22 protein-coding genes and 2 riboswitches are annotated in these 22,999 nt (G+C 37.4%); of the genes, 9 read left to right on the top strand and 13 right to left on the bottom strand.

The genetic code is table 11. The features are described from left to right. The first annotated feature begins 32 nt into the window (after nt 1–32). Together psiE and rlmA are read left to right on the top strand one after the other, a co-directional pair. Entirely contained in the window at nt 33–446 is a 414-nt protein-coding gene (gene psiE / locus AACV00_RS09770; RefSeq protein ID WP_004248313.1) for a phosphate-starvation-inducible protein PsiE, read from the top strand. A gap of 120 nt (nt 447–566) precedes the next feature. Then, nucleotides 567–1,379 (top strand): 23S rRNA (guanine(745)-N(1))-methyltransferase, encoded by an 813-nt coding sequence (rlmA, locus tag AACV00_RS09765; protein ID WP_017827496.1) that lies wholly within the window; start codon nt 567–569, stop codon nt 1,377–1,379. 53 nt (nt 1,380–1,432) lie between these two features. Here the strand turns inward: rlmA and mntP are convergent, their stop codons facing one another. From mntP to pabB, 4 genes are all read right to left on the bottom strand, one after another. After that, nucleotides 1,433–2,017 carry a manganese efflux pump MntP gene (gene mntP / locus AACV00_RS09760; protein ID WP_004248311.1) on the bottom strand — a complete coding sequence of 195 codons (585 nt, stop codon included), beginning with the start codon at nt 2,015–2,017 and terminating at the stop codon, nt 1,433–1,435. 60 nt (nt 2,018–2,077) lie between these two features. After that, nucleotides 2,078–2,216, bottom strand: a riboswitch (yybP-ykoY riboswitch). 456 nt (nt 2,217–2,672) lie between these two features. Continuing rightward, nucleotides 2,673–4,034, bottom strand: a complete 1,362-nt coding sequence (locus tag AACV00_RS09755) for an L-serine ammonia-lyase (RefSeq protein WP_004248310.1) — start codon at nt 4,032–4,034, stop codon at nt 2,673–2,675. A 185-nt stretch (nt 4,035–4,219) separates the two neighbouring features. Then, nucleotides 4,220–4,780 carry a CoA pyrophosphatase gene (locus AACV00_RS09750; protein ID WP_049213218.1) on the bottom strand — a complete coding sequence of 187 codons (561 nt, stop codon included), beginning with the start codon at nt 4,778–4,780 and terminating at the stop codon, nt 4,220–4,222. Beyond that, nucleotides 4,767–6,194 carry an aminodeoxychorismate synthase component 1 gene (gene pabB, locus AACV00_RS09745; protein WP_371319569.1) on the bottom strand — a complete coding sequence of 476 codons (1,428 nt, stop codon included), beginning with the start codon at nt 6,192–6,194 and terminating at the stop codon, nt 4,767–4,769. The genes AACV00_RS09750 and pabB overlap by 14 nt, the downstream gene beginning before the upstream one ends. 79 nt (nt 6,195–6,273) lie before the next feature. Here pabB and AACV00_RS09740 point away from each other — a divergent pair, with 79 nt between their 5' ends. Next, nucleotides 6,274–6,456, top strand: a complete 183-nt coding sequence (locus tag AACV00_RS09740; protein ID WP_004243469.1) for a YoaH family protein — start codon at nt 6,274–6,276, stop codon at nt 6,454–6,456. Between the two features lie 97 nt (nt 6,457–6,553). Next, complete coding sequence (yebF, locus tag AACV00_RS09735) at nt 6,554–6,949, top strand: protein YebF (protein WP_004248304.1); 396 nt, start codon at nt 6,554–6,556, stop codon at nt 6,947–6,949. 116 nt (nt 6,950–7,065) lie between these two features. On the opposite strand, the gene AACV00_RS09730 is transcribed toward yebF, so the two are convergent. Beyond that, nucleotides 7,066–7,290: a DNA polymerase III subunit theta gene (locus tag AACV00_RS09730; RefSeq protein WP_004243467.1), complete on the bottom strand. Its 225-nt coding sequence runs from the start codon at nt 7,288–7,290 to the stop codon at nt 7,066–7,068. A gap of 1,356 nt (nt 7,291–8,646) precedes the next feature. Here AACV00_RS09730 and AACV00_RS09725 point away from each other — a divergent pair. Further along, nucleotides 8,647–10,116 (top strand): alanine/glycine:cation symporter family protein, encoded by a 1,470-nt coding sequence (locus tag AACV00_RS09725; RefSeq protein WP_004243466.1) that lies wholly within the window; start codon nt 8,647–8,649, stop codon nt 10,114–10,116. A gap of 130 nt (nt 10,117–10,246) precedes the next feature. Continuing rightward, nucleotides 10,247–11,131, top strand: a complete 885-nt coding sequence (locus AACV00_RS09720; RefSeq protein WP_004250813.1) for a peptidoglycan recognition protein family protein — start codon at nt 10,247–10,249, stop codon at nt 11,129–11,131. A gap of 67 nt (nt 11,132–11,198) precedes the next feature. Here the strand turns inward: AACV00_RS09720 and brnQ are convergent, their stop codons facing one another. The 3 genes from brnQ to AACV00_RS09705 form a co-directional block, all read right to left on the bottom strand. After that, the gene (brnQ, locus tag AACV00_RS09715) at nt 11,199–12,551 is read right to left on the bottom strand and encodes a branched-chain amino acid transport system II carrier protein (RefSeq protein ID WP_004243464.1); all 1,353 of its coding nucleotides are present in this window, start codon (nt 12,549–12,551) and stop codon (nt 11,199–11,201) included. A gap of 301 nt (nt 12,552–12,852) precedes the next feature. Then, nucleotides 12,853–13,659 carry a sugar-phosphatase gene (yidA, locus tag AACV00_RS09710; RefSeq protein WP_004248301.1) on the bottom strand — a complete coding sequence of 269 codons (807 nt, stop codon included), beginning with the start codon at nt 13,657–13,659 and terminating at the stop codon, nt 12,853–12,855. A 123-nt stretch (nt 13,660–13,782) separates the two neighbouring features. Continuing rightward, entirely contained in the window at nt 13,783–14,169 is a 387-nt protein-coding gene (locus AACV00_RS09705; RefSeq protein ID WP_020945857.1) for a helix-turn-helix domain-containing protein, read from the bottom strand. A 217-nt stretch (nt 14,170–14,386) separates the two neighbouring features. Here AACV00_RS09705 and mgrB point away from each other — a divergent pair, with 217 nt between their 5' ends. Continuing rightward, entirely contained in the window at nt 14,387–14,683 is a 297-nt protein-coding gene (gene mgrB, locus AACV00_RS09700; protein WP_004243459.1) for a PhoP/PhoQ regulator MgrB, read from the top strand. A gap of 146 nt (nt 14,684–14,829) precedes the next feature. Next, the gene (locus AACV00_RS09695; protein ID WP_004248300.1) at nt 14,830–16,212 is read left to right on the top strand and encodes an amino acid permease; all 1,383 of its coding nucleotides are present in this window, start codon (nt 14,830–14,832) and stop codon (nt 16,210–16,212) included. A gap of 101 nt (nt 16,213–16,313) precedes the next feature. On the opposite strand, the gene pagP is transcribed toward AACV00_RS09695, so the two are convergent. Beyond that, nucleotides 16,314–16,952, bottom strand: coding sequence for a lipid IV(A) palmitoyltransferase PagP (pagP, locus tag AACV00_RS09690; protein ID WP_004243456.1), 639 nt, complete (start codon nt 16,950–16,952; stop codon nt 16,314–16,316). 519 nt (nt 16,953–17,471) lie between these two features. Then, a riboswitch (TPP riboswitch) is annotated at nt 17,472–17,560 on the top strand. Between the two features lie 50 nt (nt 17,561–17,610). Here pagP and thiD point away from each other — a divergent pair. Continuing rightward, nucleotides 17,611–18,408 (top strand): bifunctional hydroxymethylpyrimidine kinase/phosphomethylpyrimidine kinase, encoded by a 798-nt coding sequence (thiD, locus tag AACV00_RS09685; protein WP_004248297.1) that lies wholly within the window; start codon nt 17,611–17,613, stop codon nt 18,406–18,408. 53 nt (nt 18,409–18,461) lie between these two features. On the opposite strand, the gene fbaB is transcribed toward thiD, so the two are convergent. The 4 genes from fbaB to baeR all read right to left on the bottom strand — a co-directional run bounded on the left by fbaB (nt 18,462) and on the right by baeR (nt 22,968). Then, a complete protein-coding gene (gene fbaB, locus AACV00_RS09680) occupies nt 18,462–19,511 on the bottom strand; it encodes a class I fructose-bisphosphate aldolase (protein WP_004243453.1) in 1,050 nt (349 codons plus the stop codon). A gap of 49 nt (nt 19,512–19,560) precedes the next feature. Then, entirely contained in the window at nt 19,561–20,454 is an 894-nt protein-coding gene (yegS, locus tag AACV00_RS09675; protein WP_004243451.1) for a lipid kinase YegS, read from the bottom strand. Between the two features lie 307 nt (nt 20,455–20,761). Further along, on the bottom strand, nt 20,762–22,141 hold the full coding sequence (gene trhP / locus AACV00_RS09670) for a prephenate-dependent tRNA uridine(34) hydroxylase TrhP (protein WP_004243450.1): 1,380 nt from the start codon (nt 22,139–22,141) through the stop codon (nt 20,762–20,764). Nucleotides 22,142–22,260: 119 nt separating this feature from the next. After that, nucleotides 22,261–22,968, bottom strand: a complete 708-nt coding sequence (gene baeR / locus AACV00_RS09665) for a two-component system response regulator BaeR (RefSeq protein WP_004243449.1) — start codon at nt 22,966–22,968, stop codon at nt 22,261–22,263. Nucleotides 22,969–22,999 lie beyond the last annotated feature (31 nt).

Here is a 22,999-nt window from a genome sequence, read left to right as displayed (position 1 = left end):
ATCAATAAATGATAACCTTAGGTTATAAAGCTATGAGAAAATCAAGCGAAGAATTATTAAAATGTATTGCAACAATATTACAATGGGTGCTGAATTGCGGATTACTTATTCTAGCCATCGTATTAGTCAGTTTTTTGATCAAAGAAACTTATGTTATCGCCTCTTTATTATTTAACTTAGCTGCTGAAGAATCTTCTTATCAGTTATTAGAAGGAATTTTGATCTACTTCCTCTATTTTGAGTTTATCGCATTGATTGTAAAATATTTTTTATCCGGTGGTCATTTTCCTTTAAGGTATTTTATTTATATAGGTATTACAGCTATTGTGCGTCTGATTATTGTTGAACATAAAGACTCGGTAGATACTTTGATTCAGTCCGGCGCCATTTTATTGCTCGTTATCGCGTTATTTATTGCAAATACCGAAAAATTAAAACGAAGCTAACCGAATAACAATATGTCAACAATGCATTGAAATGGTCTCTGTGCATTAAGGTTTTCCGCATGATTGGGGGAGATATGTTATTATCTCTCCCAATTTTATTTTGGAATATGTAAAAATATTATGTCTTATCAATGTCCACTTTGCTCCCAGCCACTTGCTCTTAAAGCCCATAGTTGGGTTTGTGACAATCACCATCAATTTGATTGCGCTAAAGAGGGGTATGTTAATTTACTCCCGGTACAATTTAAACGTTCTAAAGAGCCGGGGGATAGTGCAGAGATGATTAGTGCTCGGCGTGATTTTTTAGATGCGGGCTTTTATCAACCAATGCGAGACAAAGTGGCTCAATTAGTGGCTGAACATTTACCGGAAGATAATCCTCAGGTGTTAGATATTGGTTGTGGAGAAGGGTATTATACCTATCAGATATATCAACAACTAAAGTCAAAAAATCCACAAGTCTATGGCTTAGATGTGGCGAAGGTTGCCATTAAATATGCAGCAAAACGCTATGCTCCTATTCAGTTTTGTGTTGCGTCCAGCCAACGTCTGCCTTTTTGTGATGCGTCATTAAATGCAGTGGTACGTATTTATGCCCCTTGCAATGCCAGCGAATTAACACGAGTTATTGCTCAAGATGGATATATTATTACGGTGACACCCGCACCACGCCATCTTTATCAACTCAAAGCGTTGATTTATTCAACAGTGCATCTTCATCCACTAAAAGATGAAATATTTGCTGGGTTCAAGCTAATAGCACAGCATCAAGTTGCTTATAATATGGCGTTAACAGGTAAACAAGCGGTTGATTTATTACAAATGACGCCTTTTGCTTGGCGTGCGAGTGAAGAGGTAAAAGAGACATTAGATAAAACAGAGCAATTTGCTTGTGAAACTGATTTTCTAATTCGTGTTTATCAGCGTGTTTAGAATAAAAAAGCTTAGGTTGTGTTCATACCTAAGCTTTTTCATATTATGACGACTTAATGTGCGTACATAAACAGATCAAGATGTTCAAAAAGAATATTAAAGCCGATAGCAATCAACACCATACCCCCGATAATTTCAGCTTTTTTGCCAAGCACAGGGCCAATATAGCGACCGATCAGCATACCCAGTGTTGCCATAATCATGGTCATCATACCGATGGTCATCGCGGTATGGACAATATCGACTTGTAGAAAGGCTAAGCCGACACCAATTGCCATCGCATCAAGGCTGGTGGCAATACCTGTCGCAATTAAAGAGAGTGAACCGTGACGTTGAGGAGCCTCTTCACAAATGCAATCATCACCACGCTTTAAACTCTGATAAATCATTCGTCCACCCAAGATAACCAATAAACCAAAGGCGACCCAGTGATCCCACTGAATAATATATTGACTGGTATATAAACCTAATGCCCAACCAATAATCGGGGTGCTTGCTTCAATAATACCAAAGATAAAACCGGTGCGGAGGGCTTCACGAAAATGAGGTTTATGTAAGGTGGCGCCTTTACAGACAGCGACGGCAAATGCGTCCATAGAAAGAGCAAGGGCGAGAATAATTGTGGCGTAAAAACTCATAACAATAGCCTCGGTTGGGGTGTTTCCATATACACACAATTGACCCCCAACCAAAGAAGTACAATTATGTGTCTATGGTCTTGCCAACCAAATAATGGCGTCTGTACCACGCTAAATAAAAATAAGCGAGTATGTTGATACAGACTTCTTAAAATAATGAGATTTATTTTAAGACAGGCTACTCCCCAATGACTTGATGCAGAAGATATCATATTATTTATGAAAGGCAACATATTATTTCATATATTTAAAAGATGATATTGATAATAATTATCATTATTGTTTTTTCGTTTGAAAATATATTTTTTATATTATTATCATGTTAAAAAAATGATAAAATTCAATATGATGAAATATTAACCATATAATAAACAATGTGTTTATTTATTTTTATCTTATTTTTTAGATAAAATAAAAAATTAATACACACATAAATTATAAGTTATAAAAATGAGAATAAATTAAATGAAAGTTAAATAAACCTATATTTGGTAGGTATATAGTTATTAACTGACATTTTAAAATAGATAAGTAATTTATAGATAAATAATATAGGTGTTATTTATAGGGTTATTATTTTAAATCGATTTAACTATTATTGAAATAAAAAAAGTCCATTTATTATAAATGGACTTTAGAAATAAAATCAGGCTAATTAGTCACATTGAACTTTTATTGCTAATCCACCACGAGAGGTTTCGCGATATTTTGCGTTCATGTCTTTACCTGTTTCGTACATGGTTTCAATCACTTTATCAAGTGAAACTCGTGGTTCACTGGTGCGACGTAATGCCATACGAGCAGCATTTACCGCTTTAACAGAGGCAATTGCATTACGTTCAATACAAGGAACTTGTACTTGTCCTGCAACAGGATCGCAAGTTAAACCTAAGTTATGCTCCATACCGATTTCAGCAGCAACACAGACTTGTTCAGGGCTAGCACCGAGTAATTCAGCAAGTCCTGCGGCAGCCATTGAGCAAGCAACGCCCACTTCGCCTTGACAACCCACTTCAGCGCCAGAAATAGAAGCATTCATTTTGTAAAGAATACCAATCGCCCCTGAGGCTAAGAAATAACGGGTATAAATTTCAGGCGTGACCTTTTCAATACAGCGATCGTAATAAGCCAATACAGCTGGAACAATACCACATGCACCATTAGTTGGTGCGGTGACCACTCGTCCACCTGCGGCATTTTCTTCATTCACTGCCAGTGCAAACATATTGATAAGATCAACGACTTTCATCGGATCGTTAGACAGGCTATTACTGGAAGTTAATAAACGATTTAGTGACGCAGCACGACGAGGAACACGAAGTGGTCCCGGTAATACGCCTTCGGTATTTAAACCATGCTCGATACACTCTTGCATGGTTTTATAAACATCAGCAAAATAGGCACTAATTTCGGCTTGAGTATGAAGATCTAGCTCATTTTTCATCATTAAGCTAGAGATTGATAATCCGGTTTCTTTACAATGTTTTAATAACTCTTCAGCGCTTGCATAAGGATAAGAAACAGGTTGGCTGTCAAGCACAGATTTACCGAAGTTTTCTTCATCAACAATAAATCCACCACCAATAGAGTAGTAGGTTTTACGATAAATTTCTTTGTCACCTGCAAAAGCATGAATTGTCATGCCATTTTCATGTAATGAAAGATTATCATTGCTAAAATGCATACTTTCAGCTGGAAAATCGACAACTTTTAATCCATTTGCTAATGGTAAACGGCCAGTTTCTTCAACTTCACGAATAAAACCGGGAATGCTGTCAATATCGACAGTAGCGGGTGCATTACCTGCTAAGCCCATAATAATTGCGATATCAGTGTGGTGACCTTTGCCTGTCAATGACAATGAGCCGTATACATCAACAGCTACTCGAGTGACAGACGCAATCAGATCCTGGCTGACTAAATCATCGACAAATTCTTTCCCCGCTTTCATGGGGCCTACGGTGTGAGAGCTAGATGGCCCAATGCCCACTTTAAACATGTCGAAAACGCTAATCACGTCAGACTCCTTAATAAGAGTGAGGGTTAAAAAAATAATAAAAATATAGTTATTTATAGTAAGGGGAACGTTTTTACGATTATATCGTCCCGTTAATAGTCTAGTTTACAACATTTTTTTAAAATAGCTAAGTACAGTTGTAGTGGTGATGATAAAAAGATAGCGTTGGGTAATAAAATAATAAATTAAGTAATATGCAACGCGAGGTTATGTAAAATAGCTGCGGTTAGTCCCCACACCAAATGCCCTTCATAAGGGTAAAAATAGATGCGATGCATTTTACCGGCACGACGAAAATCTAACGGTAAATAGCGCTGAGTATTGAGTACATAACTTAATGGCATTTCAAAGACAGAAGCGACTTCTGTGGGATTATGCCGTAAAGATAAATTGGGGGGGATCACCCCGACAATGGGGGTTACTAAATAACCTTCTGAACTGCGTAATGGGGCTAATTGGCCGATCACAGAAACCATACTGGGCGGAATATCGACCTCTTCATGGGCTTCACGTAATGCCGTTTCAATGAGGCTTTTATCTTGTGGATCGCGTTTTCCTCCGGGGAGCGCAACTTGTCCGGCATGAGAGCGCAGCGTTGATGCGCGCTCTGTTAAGAGGAGCGTTGGATTAGGCTTATTGATAATCGGCAGTAAAACCGCTGCCGATTTTTTAGCATCAATAGGCTGATTTACCGGCTCGGGTAAAGTAAGTTGAAAGCGATTGATAAAGGTATCAATAAGTGTCATCGGGAGAAACTTCACTTAAAACAGTTAATATTTGACCAAGTTTATCAAAGGTTTCTTGGTACTCTTGTTCGGCAACGCTATCAGCGACAATTCCACCCCCCGCCCAACAGTAAATTTTATTTTTTTCCGTTAGTAGGGTTCTAATTGAGATATTAGTATCCATCGTACCACAAAAACTAATATAGCCAATGGCACCACAATATCCATGGCGACGATGTGGCTCTAGTTCTTCGATAATCTCCATTGCTCTAATTTTAGGTGCGCCAGTAATTGAACCACCGGGGAAGGCAGCACGTAATAAGTCAGTTGCGTTTAAATTTTCTGGAAGTTCAGCGGTAATGGTGCTGACTAAGTGGTGCACGGCGGGAAAGCGTTCAACAACGAATAATTCAGGTACTTTAACTGATCCTGTTGTGGCAACTTTACCAATATCATTGCGCATTAAATCGACAATCATTAAGTTTTCAGCACGATCTTTACGAGAATTGGCCAACAATTGCGCTTGTTCATCATCTTCATCGGGATGCGCTTTACGGGGAAGGGTACCCTTTATTGGACGTGTTTCAATTTTATGATCACTTAAATGAATAAAACGTTCAGGAGAAATACTCATAACAAAATGATGAGGTAAATGCATAAAAGCAGAAAATGGCGCTTTATTCGCTTGATTTAGTGTTAAAAATGCATTCCATTCATCACCGCTATAATTAGCACAAAAACGTTGCGCTAAATTGACTTGATAGCAATCCCCTGAAAGTAAGTATTGATGAATTTTAGCAATTTTTTCATTGTATTCATCACTACTCATGTTTGATTGCCATGGAGAAGTTAAGACAAAAGGTTCTTTTTTTTCTATTGTGTTATTATCAGCGTGCTTTGCTAGCCATTGGAGACGTGCGTCAATATCTTGGTAGCTTATTAATGTGGCTTTTTTCAGTTGATGGTCAACAATTAGTGCCCAATCATAAATACCGATAGCCATATCAGCGAAATTAAGTTCATTTTTTGCTAATTCTGGTAATATTTCAATGCGACGACCTAAATCGTAACTCCATATACCTAATGCGCCACCTAGAAAAGGAAGCCTTTCATCACTGACTGGATGAAAATTAAAAGCGTCTAATGCTGTTTGGATAAGCGTAAAGGGATCTTTTTTAGAGCGTTTGACTCGACCGGTTTTCTCTTTAATAGTGGTAATTTGTTTGCGTGTTTCTAAGGTAATAGCAGGATCGGATACAACAATATCAAAACGATTATGGTGATGTTCGGCAAAACCTGAATGCAGTAAACTAGACCAAGACAAAGAGGCGATAGGTGCAAATACCCGTAATGCTAAATCAGGGGTATAAGTTAATTCACGTTGCTGTAATTGCATATCCATTTTATGACCATTTAAACAAGTATTCTGTATCATTTACACTATCAATCATTAGTTCAGTGATTGCATTATTGTAAAGACCAACATAGAAATCGATTAAGATAAGAGTAACATTATGTTTCTAGGAATGCCTACATTAACACATGAAGAACAACAAAAAGCAGTAGAAAAAATTCAACATCTGATGTCCGAAGGTATGAGTAGTGGTGAGGCGATCCAATTGGTCGCTCAAGAATTAAGAGAAAAACACACGACTCGTGAATCAGTCTCTATTGTGTTTGACGATGACAATGATTAAAACATTTTTTTAACAAATGTCACAAATACCCTGTTTTGCTTATGCTATGCTTAATAGAAACTCGTCCTGCTTTAAGGGATATTTTCGGGAGGTTATTATGAAATTAAGCAAATTAGTTGGTCAAACAGGGATACTTGGTGCAGGTCTTTTTCTTGCGGTTTCTTTTGGAGCCTCTGCAGAAAGTGTCACAAATGTGAATAATGATAATAATGTTGTGCGCTCAGCCCCTTTTGCTAGTTGTGTTAATCTTGATAAAGAACAACTTGCCACTAGAGTGAAAAATGATTATTTACTCAATCGATTACCTCGCTGGCAGGATGATAAAAAAGCACTAGGACCAAAACCTGTGGCGAATATTAATGCGAACGATGTTATCAAAAGAGATAATAGCTATCATGTTATCTTGGATGTAAGAGGTGCTCGTACCGATCTACGTTACAATGTTGAAGTTAATTGTGATGAGAATAAAATTACCTATATATCAAGTAAATAGTATCATTTAACTGATAAAAAATAGCGATTTTTCGCCCATTTTTTATATCATTACTTGAAAATAAAAAAGAGATAAACGTAAATGTTTATCTCTTTTTTTAATACTGAGCACGGTATTTATTTCGACTCAAAAGGTAAGCGAGAATAGTGTTGGCTTCGTGCTCGATAAAAGGTCACTCTTTCTTGAAAATAGCTTTGTAAAGCTTGAGGTTGCTCTCTTGCTATCGCATCAGCCACTACTGGCATATTATAACGCTCTTTAAAGGCAACCCCTGAAGCGGCTAGGTTGACATTAATTTTATCTTTTTCTTCTTGTGTAAGTTCAGCAAGGTTATAACCCATGGTACTTTCTCCCTTGTTATATGAGAGTAAAGTAAAAGAGAGCGATGAGTAATGCAAGTAACTAAAAGAAATTATTTTAAAAAATTTTAAAAAAAGAAATAGAAAGCAATTGTATAGATAATGGATAAAAAACTTTATTACTAATAGTTATTAGTAGTAAATAATATTGCCTTTAAATAAATTATTCTACTGGTACATTTTTTAGCTAGCCAAGGTAACATGTTTATTATATTGAATTAATTATATTTAAAATTAGTTTTTTTAATGTTTCTCAGAGTCAGTAACCAATTTTGACGAGTTTTATATTTGATCTAGATCAATTTTATTTATATAAATTATTTTTACATTATAGATAAAGTAATAATTAAATTTTAATAAAATGTTAATATTGTCTATTTTATGTTTTATTTTTTAAGTTAATTTTTATAAAAACGATTGAGTAATCACTAACAGAATGAAAAATAAGGATAAAAAAAAGCCCTGTTGGGGAAACAGGGCAAAAAATAATACAACACCAGGGAAAAATGTATTATAAATAAAATTAACTAAATGGTTAATAAGTAAATTTACGTGAATATTGATTTTTTTATTAATCAAAAAATAATCAACATTAAATTGTTATGGAAACAAAAGGGAAAAGGCGATAATAAATAAGCAGAAAATGGAAATAAGTAAAATAAAATTTAAGTAAAAACAAAGAAGATAGAGAAGAAAAACGGAGTACTTTAAAACATTTATTATTAATAGAGTTCGTAATAGTCCTGTCCCTAAAGTAAAGTTATTAATATTTTGTTAAAAAATAATAATTTCGTTCGTTAAAGTTATATTATTTTTTCACTATGCATTTCTTATAATGCGCTTTTCAAATTCTTATTAGCATTACTACTAAGAGAATATTTAATTAATAAATCCACTTATTTGATTTAAATCTCACTTTAAAATGGAAATTGTATATTTGACAATCAATTCTTATTGGTGTTTTTTTCATCTTTTAGCATGTTGTTAAATAATCAATTAACAATATTTTGTAGATCAGTAAATTTATTTTATTCTATAATATAGAATGTTTTAATTATTTATCTAAATGATATTTATAGGTTTTTTATTTTGTTATGCTAAAGTTTCTAGTTAATAAGATAATTAAATAGAATGATTAAATAATAAAAAAATAAACAAAAAATATACATATCGTATAATCTTGTGTTACATTTAAGTCGCTTTTTAGACAATCATTTTTGATATGAGATAAAGACATACATAAGCCATTTATTGGTTCAATTATAGGTGTTTATCTGTTTTTTATTTCAATAGCGATGTAAGGATAGGTTATATACGTTATTACATAAGGGGATTAATTTGACAGGGCTAATTAACTTTGCAAATAACATTTTATGGGGATATGTACTTATTTACTTACTCCTTGGCGTGGGTATTTATTTCACTATTCGAACAGGATTTATTCAAATCCGCCATTTTGGTCATATGTTTTCTATTTTAAAAAATAGTCATAAGTCAGATAAATCAGGTATCTCTTCATTCCAAGCTTTATGTACCAGTTTAGCTGCACGTGTTGGAACGGGTAACTTAACAGGTGTAGCAATTGCGCTGACCGCAGGTGGCCCTGGGGCCATTTTTTGGATGTGGGTAGTTGCAATTATAGGTATGGCGACTTCCTTAATAGAAAGTACATTAGCACAGTTGTATAAAACTAAAGATGATGAAGGTAACTATCGCGGTGGCCCTGCTTATTATATGACAAAAGGCCTCAATATGCGTTGGATGGGCGTATTATTCGCCATTTTCCTCATCATTGCCTTCGGACTTGTTTTTAATGCGGTACAAGCTAACTCAATAGCGCAAGCAGCTGCATCAGCATTTAATTTCGATCCATTATATGTTGGTATTGGACTGGTGGTGATGAGCGGCTTTATTATTTTTGGCGGTCTACGTTGGATTGCGCGTGTTGCTGAGCTGGTTGTACCCATTATGGCTATCGCCTATTTATTATTAGCATTTTGGGTTGTTGCAGATCATTTTGAACGTTTACCTGAAGTGTTTATGCTAATTTTTAAAAGCGCATTTGGTTTACAGGAAGCCGCAGCAGGGGCAATTGGCTATGGTATTAGTCAAGCGATGACCCAAGGTATTCAACGCGGCCTATTTTCTAATGAAGCAGGTATGGGCTCTGCACCTAATGCCGCCGCTTCTGCAACACCTTACCCACCTCATCCAGCATCGCAAGGTTATATTCAGATGTTAGGGGTATTTATGGATACCTTGGTGATTTGTAGTGCGACTGCAGTGATTATTTTATCCTCAGGTGTGTTAGATAATTATCAAGATGGTATTAATGGTATTCAGTTAACCCAGCTAGCATTATCGTCAACTGTCGGTGGTTGGGGGAGTACTTTTATTGCTGTTGCGATTTTTTTCTTTGCCTTTACATCGATTATTGCAAATTATGCCTATGCTGAAAGTAATATGATTTTTTTAGGCCGCAATCATATGACAGGGCTATTCTTACTCAGATCAGCCGTACTGGCGATGGTGATGTTTGGTGCTTTGGCTGAAATGCCGTTAGTGTGGAAAATGGCTGATCTCTCGATGGGATTGATGGCTGTCACTAACTTAATTGCCATTATTTTACTTTCAGGCGTCGCTTTGAAGTTAATTAAAGATTATAACCAACAGCGACAAGCTGGTGTATTACCCACTTTCAATATTCGCCAATACCCTGAATTACAAAATGATATAGAGCAAGGTATTTGGGATAAAGAGCCTTTACCTAATGAACCGTTAGTCCGCTGTGAAAAGGTGAGGCAATAATTGAGCAAGTACGGTATTCATTAAAAAATTATTAAAAAAAAACCAAAATACAAAACCCATATTTTTTAATATGGGTTTTTTGTCTACAATTTAGCCTTAAATTTATAGTCTAATGTATTCAGGATGGATAATGATCTTTAGTCGCTACAGTCTCTTTTTACTTGTTACTTTGGGGTTGCTTTCAGGTTGTGTTCAGCAACCTCAGCTTATTGATAGGGGGGATTATTTTGCACAAGTTGTTCCCAATAATCCTGGGCAAGATAATCGCGTAAAATTTTTAGTTATGCACTACACCGCCGTTGACGATAAAGAATCGTTAAAAACGTTAACTTCGGGAAATGTAAGCAGTCATTATTTAATTCCTACCAAACCAAATTATGTTGATGGTAAGCCGGTTGTGTTTGCTTTAGTGAGTGAAGATAAAAGAGCATGGCATGCGGGGCTAAGTCAGTGGGGAAATAGTGCAGGTTTAAATGATGGTTCAATTGGTATTGAGATAGTGAATTATGGTTATAAAGATCAGGGTACATTAAGAGAGTGGTTACCTTATACCGCAGAACAACTCTCAACCATTACTATGATGATGAAAGATATTATTCAACGCTATGGTATTGAACCACAAAATGTAGTCGGGCATAGTGATATTGCTCCACAACGCAAAGTTGATCCGGGACCACTTTTCCCATGGGCTGAATTAGCGAAACAAGGAATAGGCGCTTGGCCAGATGATGAAACAGTTACTTTCTATTTAGCGGGAAGAGCTGCATCGGAGCCTGTTGATATTGCTAATTTTCAAACCTTGTTAGCGAAGTATGGTTATCAAACACCAACAACAGGGATATTAGATCCTGAAACGCAAAAAGTGGTTAGCGCATTTCAAATGCATTTTAGACCAAGTGATATTAAAGGTATTCCTGATGCGCAGTCAGAAGCTATTTTAATGGCGTTAATTGATAAATATCGAACTAAGTGGATACAGCCATCAACTGAGTCAATAAAACATTCAGATAATTGATAGTTATTAAGGATAAAAACTAGCCCCAAAGTGACTATTTACTTTGGGGCTAGTTGCAATAATAGATTTATTTTACTGTATTAGGTGTAGCAATTTCTGTGTCGGTTTCTTTAAAACTGAGACTAATTAGTAATGAAATTGCGAATGCAATAATACCCGGTAATAACCAACCTAGGCCATACTCAGACAGTGGAATGTAACTAAATAGTTGTAATAAATCTCCATTTAGCCATTTTAACTGTTTTAATGTGTCAAGTAGGCTCATTAAAACAATGACACAGATTGTAAAGCGGTAAGTAAAACGCGGTGATTTTAGTTTATGGCGAACAAATTGTAGTAAGACTAGTGTCACCGATGTTGGATAAATCATTAATAATGCAGGAATAGTGACACGTAATAAGGTATCAAGACCAAAAGTAGAGACTAACGTCGTTAACAGTGTAAATACTACAACCCAGAAGCGATAGCCTAAACGATGATGGAATGTCGCAAAGTAGTCTGCCGCAGCACTAGTAACCCCGACTAAGGTTGTCATACTGGCTAATAAAACAATCCCGCCCATCAACCAAGTACCGACAGAGCCAAATAAAGCGTCTACGTAACGTGAGAAGATTTGGCCACCGTTAGTGGCATTTAGTGCTGGATCAGCAAAAACAGATACCGCGTGACTTGTGGCACCTAAATAGAATAAACATAAATAAAGGGCGGCTAAGAGTAAAACCGAAATCATCCCCGCTTTTATGGTGATAAAACCAATTTGTTTAGGATTGGTGATCCCTTTGGTATATAACGCACGAGCGACGATCCCGCCAAAAGCCATAGCAGATAGCACATCCATGGTTTGATAACCGTCAATAATACCGGAGAAGAAGCCATTTACCGCATAAAGGCCGGTAGGCTCTTCAATAGGGGAAAGCGGTTTAGCCACCACAGCAATACCAACGACAACCAGGAGTATTAAGAGCGCTGGGGTCATGAATTTACCGATGGCACTGATCATCGTACCTTGTTTAAGCATAAAGAACATACTTAATAGGTTAAATATTAATGCGAAAGTCAGATGGGTCGTAGTATTTTTTTCAATAAGACCAAGAGGTAAAAATCCCATCTCATAGGCGGTGTTCGTGACCCGAGGCATTGCAAAGGTAGAACCGACAATCAGGTAAAGTGCAATCCAAAATAACACCGCAAACCATGATGGCAAGTCGATAGAAAGGCGTTCACCACGTCCACGAATAGCTACGGTGACTAAGGTTAAAAAAGGGAGTAAGACACCCGTAACCAAAAATCCTAATGACGTACTAAACCATTGGTTTCCAGATTGGAAACCTGCCATTGGAGGGAAAATAATATTACCAGCGCCAAGGAAAAGAGCAAAAACCATCATTCCAAGGACTAGCATGTCTTTTGTTGAAAGCATAACTAATACTACCTGTCTGAGAGAGAATATATTAATAATTTATACTTGTTATTCTATATTTAGCCTAATTACTAGGTAATTATCTTGTAAAAATAGTGTTTGAATAACGAAAAGAGAATTGATAGTAACAAATTCTGACGGAGATGTAAGAAGAAATAGGTGTTTAATCCTGATCCAGCAGGAAAAGGAGCATAATAAATGGCTATAAAGCAGGGGGGCAAGCAGTGTGATCCTCTAGCTAGGATCACAATTGCTATATAATTTTGTAGACATTAGTGATAAAACACAAAAAATATCGTGTTTAAATAAATTTATTGATAGCGACGGCAACACCGTGTTCTTTATTAGATAATGTAATAAATTTCGCCACTTTTTTGATCTCTTCAGGGGCGTTTCCCATCGCAACACCCAATCCTGCATACTGTAACATCGCTAAATCATTATCTTGATCGCCAATACACATTATTTTCTCTGGAGTGATTTTTAAATGTTCTGCTATTTTTTGTACCGCGTTTCCTTTATTGACATCGGTATTTAATATCTCAATAAAATAAGGAGCACTACGTAATATGCTGTATTGTTGATAGATATTAGCAGGTAAATATTGCATTGCGTTATCTAATACCGTAGGTGTACCAACGATCATAAATTTACTAAAGCGCATATCTCTTTGCATTTCGCTTAAGGGGCGATAATAGAGAGGTGTCCACGTTAAGAATGCTTCACGACAAGTAAAATGGCTAATATGGCGATTGGTGGTATAAATTTTATTATCACTTAAAACATGAAAGTGAACACCTATCTCACGGGAGAGATCTTCAAAATAGAGGTAATCTTCAAAATTGAGCAAGTCTTCGGTGATAATTTCACCATTTTCTGCTTGGTGAATTTGGCTACCATTATTGCTAATGCAAAAGTTATCAGATGTATCAAGATTAAGTGCTTTTAAGTAGGGAGAGATGCCGTTAAAAGATCGCCCAGATGCAAGAACAATGTGCACTCCAGAATTTTTAGCATGTTGGATCGCTTGATGTACTTCAGGTGTGATCTCATGTTGTTCGTTTAGTAACGTTCCATCTAAATCAATAACGATAAGCTTAATACTCATTATCATCCCCATATTAAAGTAAAGCAGTTAATGGTTGGTAAGGGCGAGGCATTATCATCACATAACTGGGGCTTTATTTATGTGACACGAAAGAGAATATCTCTATGCCACATAAAAGTCAGTCTAATCACAACAAAGTGATTGCAAATGTAAGGGCTGTTTTGTCTCTAACTCGATATCTTGATTTTGCCTAAAGTCAAATGGAGTGATGCCATACTCTTTACGAAACATATAAGTAAAGTGTGATTGCGAGCCAAAGCCGAAATCTAATGCAATATCAAATATTGAGCGGTCACTGGTGCGTAAAAGATGGATAGCCCCCGCTAAACGGCGTTGGCGAATATACTTTCCTAAAGAGGTGCCCGTGACTTCTTTAAAAATTTTCTGCATATGCCAAAGGGAATAGCCGGAGTAAGCCGCTAGCTCTTCAAGGTGTATTACGCGACCTAAATGCTCCTCAATCCATTTACTTAGCGCGCAAACTAATGCGAGATGATTATCTTGTGGCATTACAGTTCCATTCTATCGATGAAGTTAAGGTAAAAAACAAAATTAACTCCTTAATATTATACAAAAAGTGGCAAACAGAGAAATCCATATTAGTTGATTGCTGTTTCTATGTGTTGGCAAAATGTGTAATTAAAATAAAAATGCCTATTTTGCGTACAATTAAGAAAAAATAGTGCCAATTATCTGTTTTCTGTCGAGGAAGCATTTAACTTTCTTTATGAAAACTATGCTAAATTTAATCTTAGAGATAACTTATTGCGAATTTTATAACAACAGTGATAGGCGTTGTTATCGTATTAAAGCGAATGCCTATTTTGTAATAAGTACTATAAACAAAATGTATTTAAAGGATTTTAATTTGAACGCAAAGAAAATAATTATTAGCTTAATAATTATATTAGCTATCAGCTTGGGGTTGTACCTTGTGGCGTTAGATAATTTTTGCGATCAAGGCGAAGATTTTCAGCAAGGTATCTGTCGCTTTACCATCTTATTTCCCTCTAAGCAGCCGTAAAAAACCCGCTTTCTATGCTTTTTCCCCTCTATCACAAAATGTATTTGTTATTCAAGTCAGATTAGTGTTTTAATGGTGGCTTGAAATAAACAAAATCGTAAACATTGATTTACACTTTTACCTGATAGATGAAGAAAAGAGGATGTATGGCGAAAGAGTCGCAACAAGCAGAATTAAAGCGCGGTCTTAAAAATCGACATATCCAGCTGATTGCGCTGGGTGGGGCTGTCGGCGCTGGTCTGTTTCTTGGTATCGCGCAAACCATTAATATGACTGGGCCATCAGTTATATTAGGCTATGCGATTGGTGGTTTTATTGCGTTTATGATCATGCGCCAACTTGGTGAAATGGTTGCCGAAGAGCCGGTTGCGGGTTCATTTAGTCACTTTGCCAATAAGTATTGGGGGCCATTTGCTGGCTTTTTATCAGGTTGGAACTACTGGGTTATGTTTATTCTTGTCGGTATGGCTGAATTAACCGCCGCAGGAAAATATATTAATTATTGGTTACCTGATATTCCGGTGTGGGTTTCGGTAGCGGTGTTTTTTGTTGCTATTAATTTAATTAACCTAATTAATGTCAGAATGTATGGTGAAACCGAGTTTTGGTTTGCCATTATAAAAGTTTTGGCGATCGTTGGTATGATTTTATTTGGTAGCTATTTATTGGTCAGTGGTAATGGTGGTCCACAAGCTTCTGTGAGCAATTTATGGGAGCTAGGTTTCTTCCCTCATGGCTTTACTGGGTTTATGTCTGCATTAGCTATTGTGATGTTCTCATTTGGGGGACTTGAGCTGGTGGGGATCACCGCCGCAGAAGCAGAAAATCCTAAAGTAAGTATTCCCAAAGCAACTAACCAAGTTGTTTATCGTATTTTGATTTTCTATATTGGTTCATTGATTGTACTGCTTTCTCTTTATCCTTGGACCCAAGTGGTGAAAGGAGAAAGTCCTTTCGTACTTATTTTCCATAATTTAGATAATTTTGTTGTTGCCCATATTTTAAATGCGGTGGTTTTAACCGCGGCATTATCTGTCTATAACAGTGGCGTTTATTCTAATAGCCGGATGCTGTACGGTTTAGCCAAACAAGGCAATGCACCGCATTCATTATCTAAGGTTAATAAACGTGGTGTACCTGTTATTTCTTTGGGGTTATCTGCGATAGCCACATCACTCGGGATTTTGGTTAACTATTTACTCCCTGATCAAGCTTTAGAGCTATTAATGGCATTAGTGGTAACAACATTAGTGCTTAACTGGATCATGATCTGTTTAGCAAACTTAAAATTCCGTGCAGCTAAAATTAAAGAGGGTGTAGAGCCTTCATTTAAAGCACTTTGGTATCCTTATGGTAACTATCTGTGTTTAGCCTTTTTATGTATGATTTTGGTCATTATTCTAATGATGCCAAAAATTAATATTTCCGTTATTTTGATGCCATTTTGGGTAGGCTTGCTCTGGATAGGTTTTAAGATCTCAAGAACTAAAAAATCGCTGACAACCACACAAGCAAGGCAAGATAGTTAAATTATCTTGGCTAAGTTAGCCTAAGCGAAAGATAAGAAAAACGCGATATTAAAAAAGTGACTCTAAAAAGGGTCACTTTATTTTTTTATTAGGGCAATCGATCACTGCCAACGTAACCAAGCAAATAAAACATTACCGTTATTATAGGTTCCTGGTACATAAGTCGCCTGTAATGATAAGTGTCCATAACCGACTGACACTAGCGGTAGAGGTAATGGCATAGGAATATAGTTATACTCATGACGAGCAGTCACACTTAAGGTAAAGCCCGCCCCCATGCGAAAACCCTCTCTATCTCCACCGGGATACCACATTTTTTCAAAACCATAGCCCATAATAGGTTGTACACGATTATTGGAATCCATAAAGGCCATAGCATATAAGCCATGCCAATCACCCTCATTATCATAACGATATTTACCCATACCAAATCCCCAAGGCGTTTCGTTATAACGATTGGTTTTTTCTTTATCGTAAGTAAAACGGTTATGCCAAGTCCATACCGGTAAATAGTAGTTATATTGGTCATTATCCCAAGTTTGGGTAAGATTACGTTTAAATTTTCCCCAATAGCTTTCCTCATTTTTTTCTGAGAAAGTGTTCTCTGCTGGCTGAGGTTTTTTTGTCGTAATAGTCTGAGGTGTGTTTTGCGTATTTTCAGAAGCAAAAGCAGGTGCTGTTAACGTAACTGAAAACAGTGTAGCTGCTAATAGGCTAGAGTGAAAATAGGTAGATGACATATATAACTCCGAATACGGCATTGCGGTGGTTCTGGTAATGTTAAAAAAATTTGTGTCATAGTGTTATTTAATTAGTGAAATATTCAGATAAGAGCTATCCGAAATTGAACTATTTTAATAACATTATATTTAATTTCAAATGGTTACAAAGAGATGCATCTCAGTTGCTCCCATTTAAAAGATAATTATTTATAGTATTAGTTAATATAATTGAGGATTTATTAAGCTTAATAATGATACATAATTTATTAGATTTTAGAATAAAAAAAACTAAGTAAGATAATAACGATTAAATATTATCTAAAAAACATTATAACATAATATAACGATTACATATCCATCGGTTTTTTTATCGCATATTGAAATATTAATATAACGTTAATAATGAATAGTGTTTGTTATATGGGCAAAAATAGAAAAGTTAACTTAAAGCACGTTAAGTGAGCTGATAAAGGTTGTCATTATCAAGCTAGCTTCTTTATCTTCTGCATGCGATACTCTTGTGGCTTATATCATATAAGCTTTGGCTCGGGGCGCCTATTGGCTGAGATGAACCCGTATAACCTGATCTGGATAATGCCAGCGTAGGGAAGTCAAGGTCACTGTGCTGATTAACAGAGCCCGACTTTTCTGTAACTGGTAAAGGAGGAGTTAATTAGTGAGATATAACGCGTTGTCTATCGCCGGCACCGATCCGAGTGGTGGGGCGGGGATACAGGCTGATCTGAAAACATTTTCCGCACTGGGTGTATATGGCACAACAGTCATGACTGCACTGGTAGCGCAAAATACCTGTGGTGTACACTCTGTCTATGATTTATCCCCTGATTTTGTCGCAGCACAATTAGATGCGGTACTTTCTGATGTCAGAATAGATAGCGCTAAAATTGGTATGCTTTCTAATGCCAGTATTATTGATGTCGTTTGCGATAAACTGCAGCAATATCCCATTCCTTTTGTCGTACTTGATACTGTTATGCTTGCCAAAAGTGGCGATCCACTGTTACAACCTGATGCTATTGATAAAATGTTCACTCAGTTATTACCCCGCGTTGATTTGATCACGCCAAATCTGCCTGAGGCGGCAGCACTATTAGGTTGTGATATCGCGACAGATGAAACAACTATGAAACAACAAGGTGAAGCATTACTTTATCAAGGTTGTCAGGCGGTATTGATGAAAGGGGGCCATTTAAGCGAGAAAGAAAGTCCTGATTGGTTATTGACCCAAGATGGGCAATGGCGATTTACTTCACCGCGCATCAATACAAAAAATACTCACGGTACGGGATGCACACTTTCAGCCGCTTTAGCTGCTATTCGTCCTCAAGTTTCTGATTGGCAAAGTTGTGTTGAACAAGCAAAAGCCTATTTACAGCAAGCGTTAGAACAGGCAGACAGTTTAGAGGTGGGACAAGGTTTCGGCCCTGTACATCATTTTCATCGCTGGTGGTGATATCAAAAAGCCCCTATTAAAGGGGCTTCAATGCGTAATTTAATCGTAAAAAATTAAGCAATAGTCACAGATTTATCTAAATAGACATCTTGTACGGCATTAATTAGAGCAACACCGTCTTTCATGGATTTCTTAAAGGCTTTACGACCTAAGATAAGCCCCATGCCCCCAGCACGTTTATTAATGACTGCAGTACGTACTGCATCAGCAAGATCATTATTACCCGATGCTCCACCTGAGTTAATTAATCCTGCACGTCCCATATAGCAGTTAGCTAATTGGTAACGCACTAAATCAATGGGGTTTTCGCTCGTCAGTTTAGTGTAAACACGCTCATCAGTATGACCAAAACCAATCGCTTTAAAGCCACCGTTATTTTCAGCCATTTTCTGTTTAACAATATCGGCACCAATGGTTGATGCTAAATGGTTGGCTTGACCTGTTAAATCAGCACTTGCATGGTAATCAACCCCATCTTTCTTAAAGGCTGGATTACGTAAATATGCCCATAATACGGTAACCATGCCTAATTCATGGGCACGTTCAAATGCCATCGAGATCTCTTCGATTTGGCGGCGGCTTTCTGGAGAACCAAAATAGATAGTCGCACCTACAGCAACAGCCCCCATTTCAAAGGCTTGTTCAACACTGGCATACAGCGTTTGGTCGTATTGAGTTGGATAGCTTAATGTTTCGTTATGATTAAGTTTTACCAAAAATGGGATTTTGTGTGCATAACGACGAGAAACAGAAGCTAGAACACCATAGGTGGAAGCAACACAGTTACATCCGGCTTCAATGGCAAGCTCAACAATATTTTTGGGATCAAAATAGAGTGGGTTCGCGGCAAATGAGGCAGCGGCAGAGTGTTCAACACCCTGATCGACAGGTAAAATAGAAAGATAACCCGTTCCTGCTAAACGACCATGGTTAAACAGGGTTTGCATAGAACGCAATACGGTATTAGGGCGATTGTTATCAATCATCACACGATCAACAAAGTCAGAACCTGGCAGGTAGAGATTTTCGCTTGGGATGGTTTGGCAGCGATGTTCCAATAATGAGTTAGCATCAGCACCTAACAAACTTACTATATCAGTCATTACTTACTCCAGTTCACGATGAGATGACAGTGATTGTCATTTATCTACATTAAGATAACAAGTCACATTGGGGCGGTAACCGGCAGTGGATCGCTTCAGGTAGTACAATAAATTCAAATTTATCCCCTAAAAGGGGTTCACCATCTAAATTAAATACCATTTCATGAGCCGCACTAATAGTGACCCAATCACTTTCTCGCTCAATAATTTTGTCATTTTTCTTACGATCGAACAGACTGGTTAATAGAGAAGGAAGCAATTCACGGGCTTCAACAAGGGTAATATTGAGTTTATTGTCATTAATCAGTGCTTCGGGGCAAAGTTGTTGTCCACCTCCCGCTTGGCGTCCATTACCAATACCGATAATTAAAGCTTCACCTTTCCAATGAAAATTTTCAGCTTCAACGGTGCATTGATCCGCTTTTAAGGTATCAATACGCAATAAACCATTAATAAAATATGCAGCACCACCTAAGGCGGATTTTAGTGCTTCAGGGGTTTCAGTGGTGATCTTGGTACCAAAGCCACCTGAGGCCATATTGATAAAGTAATGTGTTTTGTTCACATTAATAATATCGACAGGAACGGCGCGACCTTTAATCGCTAAACTGAGCGCTTTGTCCATCTCTAATGGGATTTGTGCACTGGTGGCAAAATCATTTGCAGTCCCTAAAGGGATAATGCCTAACGCGGGGGGCGAAGAGGGGGCTAAACGAACCAGCTCAGAGGCGACATTGTTGATCGTACCATCACCCCCTGCGGCGATAATGGTTTGCGCTTGAATATGTAGTGCTTCTTGCACAAAGCGTTGAATATCACTTGATTCCCATGTCACTCTGACTTGGATATCATTACCTTCCTTGCGTTGTTGATAAACCGCTTGTCGCAGAGCCTCATTGCCTGAGTTTTTTCCATTGATAATCAGCAAACTGATTTGGCCCATCAATATGACTCCTTAATTAATATGACTTATTTAAAGATAATGGATATTAGGCGAATTACCATTTTTTTTACAAAGTATCACCAAAGCCAAAAGCAATTTACGTTACTCAAAAAATATAATAAAAATAGCGGGGGATAAAAAAAGAAAAGGCAAATCCAAGGGAGATTGGATTTGCCAAGGAGGTGGTTCCTAGTCTTACTGTATTCATTCTAGTTCTTTATTTTTCGAAATAGATAATACGGCAAATGAATAGGTATTGATGTGATCTATCTTTGAAATTGACCACATCAAATCAGATAATGATGATTTACTTCACTTCTACCGCATCAATTTTATGAGGTTGACGGGTTGTCGTTCCTGGCAGATTACGAATAAGCAGTGCAAAGTTTAAATCAACATCGTCAGGAACAGGTAAATAAACCACATGGCCATTACCCGGAGCAACATCTGTCGGCTGTTGTTTTTTATTAAATAACGCATCTAAAGTGAATTGAATATTTCCTGTTGGTGTCATTAGCTCTAAGCTATCACCTAAGATAAATTTATTTTTAACATCCACTTCAGCTAAACCGTTAACACGTTTACCTGTAAATTCCCCTACAAATTGTTGTGTATCTGATACAGAATAGCCGTATTCATAGGTTTGGTAGGCATCATGGGTATGGCGACGTAAAAAACCTTCGGTATAACCGCGGTGTGCCAAACCTTCTAGCGTTGTCAGCAGTGTTGGATCGAAAGGCTTACCTGCAACAGCATCATCAATAGCACGGCGATACATCTGTGCTGTGCGTGCGCAATAATAGAAAGATTTAGTACGACCTTCAATTTTCAGTGAATGTACACCCATCTTAGTTAACTGCTCAACGTGTTCGATAGCGCGCAGATCTTTTGAGTTCATAATATAAGTACCGTGTTCGTCTTCGAACGCCGTCATATATTCACCCGGACGTTTAGCTTCTTCAATTAAGAACACTTTATCAGTGGGGGCACCTACACCTAACGTTGGCTCAACATTTTTTACCGGGATAGGTTGGTACTTCTCGACAATATTCCCCACTTCATCTTCTTTGCCTTCTTCAACTTTGTATTCCCAACGGCAGGCATTTGTGCATGTACCTTGGTTTGGGTCACGTTTATTGATATAGCCTGATAATAAGCAACGACCCGAATAAGCCATACACAAGGCCCCGTGAACGAAGACTTCAAGCTCCATATCAGGGACTTGTTTACGAATTTCTGCAATTTCGTCAATAGATAGCTCACGAGAAAGAATAACGCGAGTTAAGCCCATTTGACGCCAGAATTTTACGGTAGCCCAGTTAACGGCGTTAGCTTGTACTGAAAGGTGGATATCCATATCAGGGAAAGCTTCACGCACCATCATGATCAAACCCGGATCAGACATAATCAGCGCATCAGGCCCCATATCAATAACTGGTTTTAAGTCACGGATAAAGGTTTTTAATTTTGCATTATGGGGGGCGATGTTAACCACAACATAGAAGCGTTTACCTAATTCATGCGCTTCTTGTATTCCTTTAGCAAGGTTTTCGTGATTAAACTCATTATTACGTACGCGTAAACTATAGCGAGGCTGACCTGCATAGACCGCGTCTGCGCCATAAGCGAATGCATAGCGCATATTTTTTAATGAGCCTGCAGGAGAGAGCAATTCGGGTGTAAACATGATTAATTTCCTGGTTCTGATTTCAAGTCAGTCCCCTACACAAAAGGTAAGGGTATATCATAAAGGGGAGGATTCTAGCGCTTAACTGTAGCGAGGTTCAATGTATTCCTGAAAAAATATCATCGAAAACGATAGGCTGCGGTTTCCCAACGATAGCCTTGTCCATAAATTGAACGAATAAATTCAATTTGATCGTTAAGTTGCTCAAGTTTGCGTCGTAAGTTTTTTATATGGCTATCAATAGTACGGTCGGTTACGATGCGATAATCATCATACAGATGATCCATTAACTGGTCACGGCTTAACACTTTGCCCGGTTGTGTAGCTAATGCTTTAATAAGACGAAATTCAGCGGTAGTTAAATCAAGAATTTTATTATGATATTGAATTTGGTAAGCCTGCTCATCAATAATAACTAAGGCGCTATTTTGCACAATATCCTGTGGCCGATAATAGCGACGCAATAATGTTTTTACACGGGCAACCACTTCCCGAGGGCTATAAGGTTTGCAAATATAGTCATCAGCACCAATTTCCAACCCTAATAGTCGGTCTACTTCTTCTGTTTTTGCGGTGACCATAATAATAGGAATATCGGAGAACTGACGTAACTCTTTGCATAGGGTAATGCCATCTTTACCCGGTAGCATCAGATCAAGCAGTACTAAATCGTAATGAGATTGTTTGATATGTTGTATAACCTCAGTACCATCTGCCAGCCACTGCGTTTGATAATCAGATGCTTGAAGATAATCAATAAGTAATTGTGCCAATTTCGGCTCATCTTCAACGATTAAAATTGAATATGTAGATGTGGTCGTGGTCATTGTCTATATGGCTCAATAGTTATCAATTAGG

Source organism: Proteus sp. G3927, from assembly GCF_963894685.1.
In the GTDB taxonomy this organism is placed as follows: domain Bacteria; phylum Pseudomonadota; class Gammaproteobacteria; order Enterobacterales; family Enterobacteriaceae; genus Proteus; species Proteus mirabilis.
The sequence above is the reverse complement of the archived record's forward strand: the minus strand, read 5'-3'. Positions and strand labels throughout refer to the sequence as shown.